Here is a 13,507-nt window from a genome sequence, read left to right on the forward strand (position 1 = left end):
GCGAGCCAATTTCAGGGTTCAGCTCGGGTAAACACTCAATCGACTCGGCTGAGGTGATCCGTATGCCGCGCTCTCTTCATTGCCTCAAAACAAAGGAAAAGAAACTCATGAATCGCCTCAATTGGTTTGAAGCTTCGCCTGGTGCAGCTAAGTCTCTTGGAAGTCTGCATCATTTCGTGACCACCGCTACCAATCTGCCAGCCTCGCTGATCCACCTGGTGTTTCTCAGAGTGTCTCAAATCAATGGATGCGCCCACTGCATTGATCTGCACTCGCGTGACCTGATCAAAGAAGGTATGTCGGTAGACAAGGTGCTGTTAGTGCCGGTATGGCATGAAGCGCAATTCTTGTTCTCGGATCAGGAGCGCTCGGCATTGGCCTGGGCAGAGGAAGTCACGCGGGTCAGCGAGACACATGTATCCGACGAAGCCTACGCAGCAGCATCGGCGATGTTTGTAGAAAAGGATCTGGTCGACCTGACAGCCGCTATTGCCGCGATGAACGCTTTCAACCGCATGGGCGTCAGCTTCCGACTAAAGCCTGCCGCTAAAGCTTGATGGCGTAGTCGCTCGCCGATCGTATTGCCTAGAGTCTGCTTCTGGCCGGAAGCGGCCTCATGATCGCGCGCGATGCACCCTAGTCCCTCACTCATGTGGAGGACGAATCATGACCGCACCCACAACGAATGCTCGCGAACCTTGGAACAAGGGCAAACTGGTTGGCCAAAAAGCACCGCTGCGACTTAGGGACATTTGGGCTATCAGAGTGCGGCTTGAGATTGCAAACAAGGAGCGCGATCTGGCGCTGTTCAACCTCGCCATCGACAGCAAGCTGCGAGCCTGCGACTTAACGAAGCTGCGCGTCAGAGACATTGCTCACGGTGATCATGTGTCGACACGCGCGATCGTGATGCAGCAGAAAACCCAGCGTCCGGTGCAGTTCGAAATCACCGCTCAGACAAGAGCATCTGTTGAAGCTTGGATCCGCGCAGCTCGCCGTCGCAACGACGATTTCCTCTTTCCCAGTCGTGCTCGACGTTCAGCGCACATATCCACGAGGCAGTACGCCCGCATTGTGAAAGCCTGGGTAACCACAATTGGTCTCGACCCTACGCTCTACGGAACCCATACACTTCGTAGAACCAAAGCATCGCTGATCTATCGCAGAACGAAGAACCTGAGAGCAGTGCAGCTGCTGCTCGGCCATACGAAGCTGGAGAGCACTGTTAGGTATTTGGGTATCGAGGTCGACGACGCTCTGGAGATGGCGGAGCAGACAGAGGTTTAGCCATCTTCCCTCGTTGGCGCCGGGCTTCGGGCCGGCGCCTCCTGGGGCAGCTAGCGGCCAATAGCGGACGCTCCAGAGCGATTCATCGGGCAGCAGAAGCAGGCGCATCTTCGCTGCCACCGCGAACGAGAAAATCAATCAGCACCCGGCTCGCGGCAGACAATTGGCGATGGGGCGGATAGATGATGGAAAAAGGCCGTGTGGCGCCCTCGAATGCTTCGAGAAGACGGACAAGCCGCCCCTGCCGCAAGCGCTCGCCGACGATGAACTCATAGGTCTGGCAGATCCCGACACCTTGCTCCGCCAGCGAGATGCAACCAAGCACGTCGTCAGCGATGACGGGATTCCCCTGGGGGATGAACGTTTGCTCCTGCTCCTCCTGGCGGAACTGCCAGACCCCGGGGCGGCCGTTACTGGGCATGACGAAAGGGAGGCAGTTGTGCTCAGCAAGATCCGCGAGGGAATGGGGAGTTCCCGCCCGCGCAAGGTAGCTGGGGGCCGCGACCAAGCACAGTGACGCCTCCTCTAGCTGGCGGGCAACCAGGCTGCTGTCAGGCAATGTCCCAAGACGGATCGCCAGGTCATAACCTTCGGCAACCAGGTCGACGTTGCGATTGGTGATCCCCAACTCCACCTGCACCTTCGGGTAGCGTTGGGCAAATGCGGCCAGAATCGCGGGCAGCCGGTGATGCCCATAGGTGGTCGGCGCGCTCAGACGCACCCGGCCTTGAACCTCGCCCTGCCCACTCAATGCTCGCTCCGCACTGGCGATTTGCAGGAAGGCCGCGCGAGCCTGCTCCACATATTCACGGCCGCTATCGGTGAGGCTCAGGCGACGCGTGGTGCGACGCAACAGCTGCACCCCCAGCCGCGACTCCAGACGGGTAATCGCTCGGCTGACCACCGATGGCGTGGTGGCCAGGGCAACGGCCGCGGCGCTGATCGAACCGCGCTCGACCACTTCCAACAGCGCCTCGACATCGCCGAGGTGATCAAATCGCCGCGTCATCTTGTCCTCTTTAGCAAAAATGATTTCCTTCAAGCCCAATTTATCGCCTGCTCAGGCATCAATAAAGTGCTCCGCAACGCGCAGCATTCGGCCCGCGCCTGTGAAGGAGTGAAGCGATGAAGACCCTGAAACAACTTGCCCTGGCTGCCGCCATCGGCAGCGCCAGCCTGGGTGCCCACGCCGCGAACGTGCTGGTCGTGCTTTCCGATGAGGATCATCTGGAGCTGCGCGATGGCAAGGTGTTCGCCACCGGCTTCTATCTCAACGAATTGCTGGAGCCAACCAAGGCGCTGCTCGACGCCGGCCACCAGGTGACCTTCGCGACACCCCGAGGCCGCGCTCCGAGCCTGGATCGCAGCTCGGCAGCCGCCCAGTACTTCGGCGACGACGAGCAGCGATTGGCGGAGTACCAGGCATTGCTGGAACGACTGCAGCTCACATCGCCGTCCCATTCGCCGGTGATCAGCCTGGCGCGGGCAGAACAGATCGGCTACGAGCAATTCGACGCGCTCTATGTGCCCGGCGGCCATGCGCCGATGCAGGACCTGATTTCCGATCCCGCCCTTGGCCATTTGCTGCACGCCTTCCACGCCGCCGGTAAACCCACCGCACTGGTCTGCCACGGGCCCATCGCCCTGCTCTCGGCACTGGACCAGCCGCAGCAACTGATCCATGCACTGGAGGCCGGTAATCCGTCAGCGAAGCCGAAAGGCTGGATCTACGCCGGCTACCGCATGACGGTCATCAGCAACCAGGAGGAGGAGCTGGCCAAGGGTCTTCTGGGTGGCGGACAAATGAAGTTCTACCCCCAGACCGCCCTGGAGCGCGCCGGCGGGCAGTACCAGAGCAACCAGTCGCCCTGGACGCCCAACGTCGTGATCGATCGCGAGCTGATCACCGGACAGAACCCGGCATCCGCAGCGGCAGTCGGCCAGGCCCTGTTGCAACGCCTGCAGAAAAACTGAGCGGAAGGAGAATTCGATGCCAGCCCGCACCTTTCTGATTACCGGTGCCAGCAAGGGCATCGGTCGAGCCATCTCCGAGCAACTGGCGAGCAGGGGTCACCGTATCGTCGGCATCGCTCGCCAGGCGGACGACGCAAGCTTCCCCGGCGAACTGGTCGCTGCAGACCTGGGCGACGCCGGCAGCGTGGCCCGTGTGCTCGGCGACCTGACGGCGCGCCATGACTTCGACGGCCTGGTGAACAACGTCGGCCTGGTCAGCCCCCAGGCTCTCGGCGAAGTGGATCTCGCCAGTTTCGACGAAGTCATGAGGGTCAATCTGCACCCGGCGCTGCAAGCGACCCAGGCCCTCCTGCCGGGTATGCGCGCGCACGGCTGGGGACGAATCGTGAACATCTCGAGCCTGACCGTTCTTGGCATTCGCCAGCGAACCTCCTACGCCGCCGCCAAGGCCGCCCTGGTCAGCTTCACCCGGGGCTGGGCACTGGAGCTGGCGCAGACCGGAATCACCGTCAATGCCGTCGCACCGGGGCCGATCGATACCGAGCTCTTCCGTTCGGGAAATCCGCCGGGCAGCCCGGGTGAAGCGGCCTACCTCGCGGCAGTGCCGATGGGCCGTCTTGGGCGAGCGCAGGAAATCGCCGCGGCGGTGGCCTTCCTGTTCGAAGAGCACAGCGCCTTCATCACCGGGCAAACCCTCTATGTCGATGGCGGCGCATCCATCGGCAAACACTCATTCTGAGCACCCAGCACGCCCTCGGCAACCACTCACCAGACTGTGTAATGACTGCCTAAGCCACGGCAGTCATTACGGCCGGGCCGCTTAGGGTCGGTAGCAGCCTCTCATTAAAGGCAGAAATTGGCCAAAAGCGGGCGAACACGCACCAACTACCAAGCGTGGGTGCTGGCTAATTCTGCTCGATGCGCTGGATGCCGAACTTTAAGTTCTTCGAGATGACAGATTCGATACCCAATACCACTGACGCTATGCACCAGCGGCATAGGAAAAGGCTTATCGATCGCCGAGCGCAGATTATAGATCTGAGCCCGCAAGTTCCCTTTGGCAAGAAGCCTGTCGCGCCAAACGATGGACTCCAACTCTTCTCTTCGTACAACGCCGGGGGTATTTCGAATAAGTACTTCCAACAATTTACAGGCTGTAGGATGTAAATCGATGACCTTACCCGCTCGCACCACGCAACGTGTGGACAGCGTATAAGATAGATCGCCCACATACACCGTATCGAGCACTCCCCTACTCTTACGACGGACTATGGCTGTCATTCTGGCTAAAAGCTCTGCCAGATCCGAATTAGAGCAAACAAAATCAGCGGCACCTGCATTCAACGCCGAAACTCGATCGTCAGCATTGCTTGCTTCTGCTAGGACAACGACTTCAGCGTTATTTTCCTTTGCCAGTTTTATTGCTTGCACAATATCAACACAGCTGCTATCGCCATCTATCAAGACGACATCAAACGATCTGCTCATAATTTTTCGAAAGAACTGTCCACCCGAATAGGCCGAGCACACTAGATTTTCGTTTACTTCCATATAGCAAGCCAACTTATCGTTGAGTCTTGCGTTCCCACCTGACAGTAAAATACGCATACCCGAACTCCTTTTCGAATCTCCACCGCGGCTTCACAAAGAGCTAAAAATTGAGCCTCAACAGCCAACACTCTCAATTAGAAAGAACCAACTCTACAAGGCTTGACAGCTTGGCTAAAATTAAAAAATAGTTATTTAAGATCAATTAATTAGTTATAGGCATAAGATCACGCTATCGCAAGATCCCAACGCTCGATTTACACTCCAACAAGAAGCCGACCTGCCCAGGCGCTGCAAAGCCTAACTTGCGTCGCGAGGATCGAATGTCGCCGAATCGCCGCCGAAGTCGTCGCCTAGGTCGACAAGAGCGAACTGGAAGGGATCTAGAAGTCAGCCGGGATAGAAGTCGGAATCAGAACTCGCGCGGTCAGCGTTTGGCCCCACCTCGATGATGTGATCGACCGTAATCTGAACGCGGTTCGCGATAGCAGCAGCCCCCGAGCAGGCAGCTTCAAGGCCGTCATGAGCCATCTGGTAAAGGCATTTGTACGCTTCAGAGGCAACACACTCTCATAGCTCGCCAGGCGCATCCTCTCCATCGCTGTTCAACGACTCCACGTACGGCCTACACACTGGTCGGCATGCATCGCTTATTCAGAATTCCGAAGCCGGACCTGAGAATATTGTTAGCCGAGGACTACACCGTGATTGGAGGCGCCATCTAGGGGGCGGCGACCGGCCAAAGGCGTACAATCACGGGCGAGGACAGGTCGACCAATGTCTTGCGCAAGGCGGAACTAAGAATCGTGATGCCATCCCATGCGGCGGCGTCAGTGTCCGCCCGCCGTCGCGGCACCGCAGTAACAGAGCGCAAGGGCATGCGCCCCCCCGCAAGGATTATCATGGCTGTGCATCCCAGGCCATAAAGCAGGTTACAACTGCGATCAGCAGCACCAGTTGCAGTACCAGAAGGCATGGCGTTCGAGCAAACATACGATCGGCGGCTTGGCTTGCTTGGCTCGTGGCATCAGCGCAATCACTTTGCCCAGATAAAGTGATCGCCGATACGGGGTTCTCTATCCGCAGCAGGCAATCCAGACTGATCGAGCCGCCAGAGATATCCGTGCTAGGCCGCATTCCGCGCAACTCAGCCTCGTTCGAAACAATATTTCATCCCTATCAAATGAGAATGACAATTTTTTAACAGCCCCGGAGCCAATATCGCCACCACTTCGATGCGCCCGCGACCAGGGCCTAACGGCGTTAGCCAGTGCAAACCAGTGGAGCGACGATTGATGAATGTACGCGGTTCCTCGTTAGCCATCTTGATAGCAGTGGGAACTCTGGCATTGCTGGGCATGGAGCCCACCGCCGCCGCGGCGGATGACGAGGGCATCGTCGTCTACGACGCCCAGCACGAATCGCTGACCAAGGCCTGGAGCGAGGGTTTCACCCGCGATACCGGCATCAAGGTGACGTTGCGCAATGGTGACGATATTGAGTTGGCAAACCAGATTGTGCAGGAAGGCAAAGCCTCACCCGCCGACGTCTTCCTCACCGAAAACTCCCCTGCCATGATGCTCGTGGACCATGCAGGTCTATTCGCGCCGGTTGACCCGTCCATCATCGCGCAGGTCGCACCTCCCTACAGAACGGCGGCCGGTCGCTGGGTTGGCATAGCCGCTCGCTCGACTGTCTTCGTCTACAACAAGCAAAAGGTGAAAGAGTCCGAACTGCCCAAGTCGCTGCTCGAACTCGCCGAGCCGCAATGGATCGGTCGCTGGTCCGCATCACCGGCGGGAGCGGACTTCCAGGCCATCGTCGGCGCGCTTCTGGAGCTCAAGGGCGAAGAGGCGACGCTCGATTGGCTGGAGTCGCTCAAAGCCGGCGCCCGAACTTACCGAGGCAACAACGCCGTCCTCAAGGCCGTCAATGCGGGCCAGATCGATTCCGGCGTGATTTACCACTACTACTTCTTCGGTGATCAGTCCAAGACCGGCGAGAACAGCGACAACACCGCGCTGCACTACTTCAAGCACAAAGATCCCGGCGCCTTCATCAGCCTCTCCGGCGGTGGAGTCTTGGCTTCCAGCACTCACCCTGAGCAAGCTCAGGCCTTCCTGAAATGGATTACCGGCAGGAAGGGCCAGGCCATCCTCCGGGAAGGCACCTCGTTCGAATATGCGGTGGGCAACGGCGAACAGTCGAACCCGAAGCTAGTCCCTATGGATCAGTTGGACGCGCCGGTCATCGACGTTTCCAAGCTGAACAGCCAGAAGGTGGTCGACTTGATGATCCAGGCAGGCCTGCTGTAAGTGACAGCCCAACAGCCCGAACCGTACGCACGTCTGGGTGACGCCAACGAAACGGGGTCGCCTCGAACCGCCGCGAGGATGCGCCCATGGCGGAGCCGAGTGGGCCAGCCCTGGATGCTGGTGTCGGCCCTGGTCATTTCAGCCCTCACACTGCTGCCGCTGTTTTGTGTGGTCGCCGAGGGGTTTCAAGGCGGGATGCCGCTGATCGCCAAACTGGTCTTTCGCCCGCGAGTCGCGGAGTTGCTTTACAGCACCGCGACCCTGGTGGTCCTGACCATCCCGCTTTGCGTGGTCCATGGCGTTGCCATGGCCTGGCTGACGGAGCGCACGACCCTGCCCGGCAGACGCCTCCTTTCACTGCTGGTGGTGGCGCCACTGGCCATTCCCGCGTTCGTGCACAGCTACGCGTGGACCAGCCTGGTGCCCTCCATCCACGGGCTGTTTCCGGCCGTGCTGATTTCTGTCATCGCCTATTCGCCCTTCATCTATCTTCCCGCCTCTGCGGCATTGCGACGGCTGGACCCGGTACTGGAAGATGTCGCCCAGTCGCTCGGCGACGCTCCCAGCCGGGTCTTTCTTCGGGTTGTCCTGCCGCAGCTACGCATCCCGATATGGGGCGGCTCACTGCTGGTCGGCCTGCACCTGTTGGCCGAATACGGACTGTATGCCCTGATTCGCTTCGATACGTTCACGACCGCCATTTTCGATCAGTATCAGTCCTCGTTCAGCGGCCCTTCTGCCAACCTCCTGGCTGGCGTACTGGCGCTCGGATGCTTGATGATGCTCACGCTGGAATCCGCCACCCGAGGAGCCGCGCGCTACGCCCGCCTGGGCGCCGGCAGCCCCCGTTCGCCGCAGTTGCACTCTCTGCCCACCGGCGTTTCGGTGCTCGTCCTGATCCTCTGTGCAGGCTTCACCGCCGCCTCCCTGGGGGTACCGCTGGTGACGTTGGAAAAGTGGCTGGCAGCCGGCGGGACTGCGGTCTGGAGATCGAGCGAGCTGCTGATTTGCCTGGGCCAGACGCTGCTGCTGGGTGCCGCCGGCGCGCTGCTGACGACCATCGCGGCGGTGCCGATTGCCTGGATATCCGTGCGGGCCCCGAGCAGGTTCCAGCGCTGGCTTGAAGGTAGCAATTACGTTGCCAGCGCTCTCCCCGGCATCGTGATCGCCTTGGCCCTGGTGAGCGTCACGATCCGATTCGCGCGACCGCTGTACCAAACCGTCTTCACGGTGCTGCTCGCCTATATGTTGATGTTCCTGCCACGCGCGCTGGTGAGCCTGCGCGCGGGCCTGGCTCAGGTGCCGGTTGAGCTGGAAAACATCGCGCGCAGCCTCGGCCGCACGCCTGCGCAAGCCGTGTGGGGGGTGACGATCCGCTTCGCCGCGCCAGGCGCGGCAGCCGGAGTGGCCCTGGTGTTCCTCGCCGTCGTCAACGAACTCACCGCCACCCTGCTGCTCTCACCCAGCGGCACCTCAACGCTGGCGACGGCCTTCTGGGCGAAGACCAGCGAGATCGACTACGCCGCCGCGGCGCCCTATGCCCTCCTGATGATTCTTCTTTCCCTCCCTCTGACCGGGATTCTCTATCACCAATCAAAGCGAGTTGCAGGTCGATGAGTACGCTCGAACTACGGTCCGTCTCCCGATTCTTCGGCACCTATGCGGCCGTCGAGAACTTCAGTTTGTCCGTGCCGACGGGCAGCCGAACCGCAATCGTGGGACCCTCCGGCTCAGGCAAGACGACCCTGCTGCGGCTGATTGCGGGCTTCGAGAGTCCCGATATCGGAACGATCACACTGGGCGACACGGCGCTGGCCAGCCCCGACACGTTCGTCCCGGCGCACCGTCGACTAATCGGCTACGTTCCGCAGGACGGCGCCCTTTTTCCTCACCTTTCGGTCGGCGAAAACATCGGCTTCGGTCTGGCCAAAGGCATGGAAAACCGCACGCAGCGGATACACGAGCTGCTGGACATGGTCTCGTTAAACGTCACGATGGCCGAGCGCTGGCCACATGAGTTATCCGGCGGACAACAGCAACGAGTTGCCTTGGCCAGGGCCTTGGCGCAACGTCCCAAATTGATGCTGCTCGACGAGCCGTTTTCCGCACTGGACAGCGGGCTGCGCGTCTCCATGCGCAAAGCGGTGACGAAGGTACTGAGCAACGCCGGAGTGACGGCCATTCTCGTCACTCATGATCAGGAAGAGGCCCTTTCTTTCGGTGACCAACTGGCGATCATACGCCAGGGACGTCTCATTCAGGCTGGTCCTCCTAAAGAGCTTTACTTGCGTCCGATTGACAACGAGACAGCTGCCTTCCTGGGTGATGCCTTGGTGCTTCAAGCCAGGGTCCAGGATGGCTGGGCGCAATGCTCCCTGGGCAGGATCATCGTCGATGGCCAGAGTGCGGATGATCACGCCCGGATACTGCTTCGCCCCGAGCAACTGCATCTGAACCTGGACTCTCAGCTCTCGCACGCTACCGACGGCTGCTACGGCGTGGTAGTGGGCAGCGATTTTGGCGGCGATAAGTGCACGGTCATGGTCCAGCTGGCGGCGCCTTCCGCAGCGCAGGAACACGATGCAGGTGACCTGACGATCCCCGTCAGGGTGCCGGCGATAGCCTGTCCTGAGATAGGTGCACGCGTACAGATCGCTATCAAAGGCACTGCGCATGTGTTCGGGGCGGAACGGCGCGCCTGCGCCTAGCCATGAACGCTCGGCTGTTCATGGACGGGCGTTGAATAACAGAGTGCCGTGAAAAACCGGACCTTCCAACCTGCTCTGGCGCCAAGGCGTTGCTAATCCGCCTTCCCGCCGCCACGGCAGGGCAAGCTGCAGTGTCATGGAAGCCCCTGCACCACCTGTACCTGCCGAACAATTCGCTCCGGCACTGCACGCAACCTCAGTCTCAGCTAAGTCTTCGTCGTTAGGCTCTGCCCGACGCCAACTGATGCGCAGCCAGAGACGCCTCACGATGAATCCCAGCACTAAAGCCTATTGGCTCAACAAGGTTCCAGAAGTCACGCTTTCCTTCTGGATCATCAAGATCATGTCGACCACCGTGGGAGAAACGTTCGCCGACTTTCTCGCCGTGGATGCAGGCCTTGGCCTGGGCATCACCACCGCGGCCATGGCGCTGCTGCTGGCCGCCGCGCTCTTCTGGCAATTGCGCACGCGCGCCTACACGCCCTGGATCTACTGGTTAACCGTCGTGCTGGTGAGCATTCTGGGTACGCAGTTGACCGACATCCTCACCGATGAGCTCGACGTCAGCCTGTATGCCAGCACGGCGGTGTTCTCTGGCCTGCTGGCCATCAATTTCGGCTTCTGGTACGCCATTGAACGCAACCTTTCCATTAAGGAAATCGTGACGCCTCGCCGCGAGTGGTTCTACTGGACGACTGTTCTCTGCACGTTCGCGCTGGGCACGGCAGCGGGCGACCTGGCTACCGAAGCGCTCAGCATGGGCTTCACCGTTGGCGTTTTCCTGTTCGGCGCACTCATCGCTGCCACCTTCGTAGCCTGGAAGCTGGGCGCTGACGTGGTCCTGAGCTTCTGGACCGCCTACATCCTGACCCGCCCCTTTGGCGCATCACTGGGTGATCTGCTGACCCAAGCCAAAACCTATGGCGGCCTCGGCATGGGTGCCACCTGGACCAGCGCGATCTTCCTCTGCGTGATTCTGATCCTGGTGACGGCCGCTCAACTTGGTGTCAACAACGGCAAACGCGTTCCCCAGTAACTTTGGCAACTTCAAGGACACTTCCATGACCCTTTTCAAGAAAATCGTCTGTAAAGTCGCGCTGGCCAGTGCGATTGCCCTGCTCGGCCTTGCGGCCGGTTGCTCAAAGCACAATGAACCGGCAACCGCCGCGAGCCAGCAAGCCACCGCCAGCCCACACGGGGCAACCCAGTTGGGCGACCTCTCAGAGTTCCGCAGCATTGCCGCCGATGTCGCCGCCCTGGTCGACAAGAACGATCTGGCCAACGGCAAAGCCCGGATCAAGGACCTGGAACTCGCCTGGGATAATGCCGAGGCCGGCATCAAACCTCGCGCGGTCAGCGATTGGCACTACCTCGACAAGGCAATCGATCGCGCACTGGATGCGCTTCGCGACAGCAGCCCTCAGCAAGCGACCTGCAAGGCCGCGATGGATGATCTGCTGAAGGCTTTCGACACACTGCAAGGGCAACGCCAATCGTAAAGTTCAACAAGCACGCGCCACCCAGGACTATTGTTTTACGATCACCCAAGCAAGGCGGCGAGATCGGCGGCCGTGCTCAGCGCCTTCAGGCCCCAAGGAGCGTCATGCGAATACTGTTGGTTGAAGACGACCCCATGATCGGCGAAGCCATCGAAGGCGCCCTCAAGGACGCCGGTTATGCCGTCGATTGGGTGAACAACGGCCTGACTGCCCTCTCCGCCCTGAACGCGCAGGCCTATGACCAGATTCTTCTTGATCTTGGACTGCCCGGACGGGATGGATTCAGTGTTCTCGAGCACATCCGCTCCAAGGACAATCCCGTGCCAGTGGTCATCATCACCGCACGAGACAGCCTCGACGACCGCGTGAAAGGACTGGACGGCGGGGCGGATGACTATCTGCTCAAACCCTTCGCCATGGCGGAGCTACTGGCCCGCATGCGCGCTGTCATGCGCCGACAGGGGGGCACCGCCTCGCCCGTTCTCGGCAACGGCGTGGTCTCGCTGGATCCGGTTTCGAAATTGGCGGGCAGTTCGGTGGCCCAGCAAGTCCAGCTTTCCAACCGCGAGTTCAGCTTGCTTCAGGCACTACTGATCAGGCCCGGGGCCATCCTCTCTCGCAGCGATTTGGAGGACCGTATCTACGGCTGGGGCCATGAGGTCGAAAGCAATGCGGTCGAGTTCCTGATTCATTCGTTACGAAAGAAACTCGGGGCTCACGTCATCAAGAACGTCAGGGGAATGGGATGGATGGTGTCCAAAGGCGACTGAAGGATTCCGTGCAGTTCCGTCTCTCCCTGGCGCTGTCAGTGACCATCCTGGTGGTTGCCTCGCTCGCGAGTGTTTTCGCTTTCGTCTCGGCTTACCGGGAAGCGCTGGAGATGCAGGACAGCACGCTGAAACAGGTCGCAGCGCTGGTCGAGCGTCAACAGATGACATTGCACTATCCCGACCATGCTCCCGCCGTCGCCGGTGACAACGAGGAGACTCGGGTCGTCGTGCAGTACCTGGCAGACAGCGCCATCGCTCCCGAGGCGAACGACAACAGCCTGCCGCTGCCCATCCCGAGCAGCCTGCCCGATGGTTTCTCCACTGTCCGTGTCGCAGACGAGGAGTTCCGCGTGCTGGTACGGACGACCGCGGCCGGACAGCGCATCGCCATTGCCCAGGAAACCGAGAGTCGCGAACGCGATGCCCGGGAGAGCGCCTGGCGGGGGCTGGTGCCTTTCGTGATCCTGATCCCCGTCCTGCTTCTGGTGGTGGCTGACCTCATCCGTAAATTGTTCCGCCCCATTGCGCTGCTGTCGTCCGAAATCGATCGTCGAGATGAGCAGGACATGGCGCCCATCGACACACGTCGCGTGCCGACGGAGATTCGCTCGTTCGTCCTCGCCATCAATCGCCTGCTTGGCCGAGTCGGAAAGTCCATGGAGTCTCAGCGCAGATTCGTCGCCGATGCCGCCCACGAACTGCGCTCACCGCTCACCGCCCTGTCGCTCCAGGCAGAGCGACTTGCCGCGACGCCAATGTCCGAGCAGGCTCGGGAAAGGCTGGGCAAGCTCAAGCAGGGCATCGAACGCGGCCGGAACCTCATCGATCAATTGCTGGCCCTGGCGAGCGCCCAGTCAACCACCCCGGCAGCGCAATCACCGATCTCGGTACACAAGGTCTATGGCCGTGTCCTCGAGGACCTTCTGCCCGTCGCGGAGAAGAAACAGATCGATCTGGGGGTCGATGGCGATGACTGCGTGATCGTGGTCAACGAATTCGAGCTGCAGACGATGGTCAAGAATCTCGTCGATAACGCCGTTCGATACACGCCGGCGGGTGGGCGAATCGACTTGCAGGTAGTACGGCAAGAAGACACTGTCGTGCTGCTCATCCGGGATACCGGGCCAGGCATACCGGAGTCGGAACGCGAGCGGGTATTCGACGCGTTCTACCGGGTCCCAGGTAACGATGAAATCGGCTCAGGCCTGGGCTTGTCGATCGTGAAGAGTCTCGCCAATCGGATCGGGGCGGACGTCCAACTGGACTATTCGGACCCTCACGCGAAGACCGGGCTGCTCATCGCCATCAGAATTCCCGCCACCCGCCAGTAACCGCAGGCTGAACCTCTGAACGAAGCCATCCCGCGCATCCCCCTCAGGCCCAGCTAAGTCTCCCCTCGTATCCTC

General features: G+C 60.4%; 13 protein-coding genes. 11 read left to right on the plus strand and 2 right to left on the minus strand.

Translation table 11 applies throughout. The features are described from left to right. Positions 1-107: 107 nt before the first annotated feature. Together ACAW63_RS23850 and ACAW63_RS23855 are read left to right on the plus strand one after the other, a co-directional pair. Complete coding sequence (locus ACAW63_RS23850) at positions 108-557, plus strand: carboxymuconolactone decarboxylase family protein (RefSeq protein ID WP_371229517.1); 450 nt, start codon at positions 108-110, stop codon at positions 555-557. Positions 558-666: 109 nt separating this feature from the next. Continuing rightward, positions 667-1,287 carry a tyrosine-type recombinase/integrase gene (locus ACAW63_RS23855; RefSeq protein WP_371229520.1) on the plus strand — a complete coding sequence of 207 codons (621 nt, stop codon included), beginning with the start codon at positions 667-669 and terminating at the stop codon, positions 1,285-1,287. Between the two features lie 82 nt (positions 1,288-1,369). Here the strand turns inward: ACAW63_RS23855 and ACAW63_RS23860 are convergent, their stop codons facing one another. Then, positions 1,370-2,296, minus strand: a complete 927-nt coding sequence (locus ACAW63_RS23860; protein WP_371234774.1) for a LysR family transcriptional regulator — start codon at positions 2,294-2,296, stop codon at positions 1,370-1,372. A gap of 116 nt (positions 2,297-2,412) precedes the next feature. On the opposite strand from ACAW63_RS23860, the gene ACAW63_RS23865 reads away from it, so the two are divergent. Together ACAW63_RS23865 and ACAW63_RS23870 are read left to right on the plus strand one after the other, a co-directional pair. Then, positions 2,413-3,261 carry a type 1 glutamine amidotransferase domain-containing protein gene (locus ACAW63_RS23865; RefSeq protein ID WP_371229522.1) on the plus strand — a complete coding sequence of 283 codons (849 nt, stop codon included), beginning with the start codon at positions 2,413-2,415 and terminating at the stop codon, positions 3,259-3,261. Positions 3,262-3,277: 16 nt separating this feature from the next. Then, on the plus strand, positions 3,278-4,000 hold the full coding sequence (locus tag ACAW63_RS23870; RefSeq protein ID WP_371229525.1) for an SDR family oxidoreductase: 723 nt from the start codon (positions 3,278-3,280) through the stop codon (positions 3,998-4,000). A 146-nt stretch (positions 4,001-4,146) separates the two neighbouring features. Here ACAW63_RS23870 and ACAW63_RS23875 read toward each other — a convergent pair whose 3' ends face one another. Further along, the gene (locus ACAW63_RS23875; RefSeq protein WP_371229528.1) at positions 4,147-4,869 is read right to left on the minus strand and encodes a response regulator transcription factor; all 723 of its coding nucleotides are present in this window, start codon (positions 4,867-4,869) and stop codon (positions 4,147-4,149) included. 1,235 nt (positions 4,870-6,104) lie between these two features. On the opposite strand from ACAW63_RS23875, the gene ACAW63_RS23880 reads away from it, so the two are divergent. From ACAW63_RS23880 to ACAW63_RS23910, 7 genes are all read left to right on the plus strand, one after another. Continuing rightward, positions 6,105-7,124: an iron ABC transporter substrate-binding protein gene (locus tag ACAW63_RS23880; protein WP_371229531.1), complete on the plus strand. Its 1,020-nt coding sequence runs from the start codon at positions 6,105-6,107 to the stop codon at positions 7,122-7,124. Positions 7,125-7,202: 78 nt separating this feature from the next. Next, entirely contained in the window at positions 7,203-8,741 is a 1,539-nt protein-coding gene (locus ACAW63_RS23885; RefSeq protein WP_371234775.1) for an ABC transporter permease, read from the plus strand. Next, positions 8,738-9,832, plus strand: a complete 1,095-nt coding sequence (locus ACAW63_RS23890; protein WP_371229534.1) for an ABC transporter ATP-binding protein — start codon at positions 8,738-8,740, stop codon at positions 9,830-9,832. Before ACAW63_RS23885 ends, ACAW63_RS23890 begins: the two co-directional genes overlap by 4 nt. Before the next feature lie 268 nt (positions 9,833-10,100). Further along, entirely contained in the window at positions 10,101-10,868 is a 768-nt protein-coding gene (locus tag ACAW63_RS23895; protein ID WP_371229537.1) for a hypothetical protein, read from the plus strand. A 25-nt stretch (positions 10,869-10,893) separates the two neighbouring features. Further along, positions 10,894-11,331, plus strand: a complete 438-nt coding sequence (locus ACAW63_RS23900) for a hypothetical protein (protein ID WP_371229540.1) — start codon at positions 10,894-10,896, stop codon at positions 11,329-11,331. 104 nt (positions 11,332-11,435) lie between these two features. Then, positions 11,436-12,101, plus strand: coding sequence for a response regulator transcription factor (locus ACAW63_RS23905; RefSeq protein ID WP_371229543.1), 666 nt, complete (start codon positions 11,436-11,438; stop codon positions 12,099-12,101). Further along, complete coding sequence (locus ACAW63_RS23910; protein WP_371229546.1) at positions 12,077-13,432, plus strand: ATP-binding protein; 1,356 nt, start codon at positions 12,077-12,079, stop codon at positions 13,430-13,432. Before ACAW63_RS23905 ends, ACAW63_RS23910 begins: the two co-directional genes overlap by 25 nt. Positions 13,433-13,507 lie beyond the last annotated feature (75 nt).

It is taken from the genome of Pseudomonas sp. QE6 (genome assembly GCF_041379005.1).
In the GTDB taxonomy this organism is placed as follows: domain Bacteria; phylum Pseudomonadota; class Gammaproteobacteria; order Pseudomonadales; family Pseudomonadaceae; genus Pseudomonas.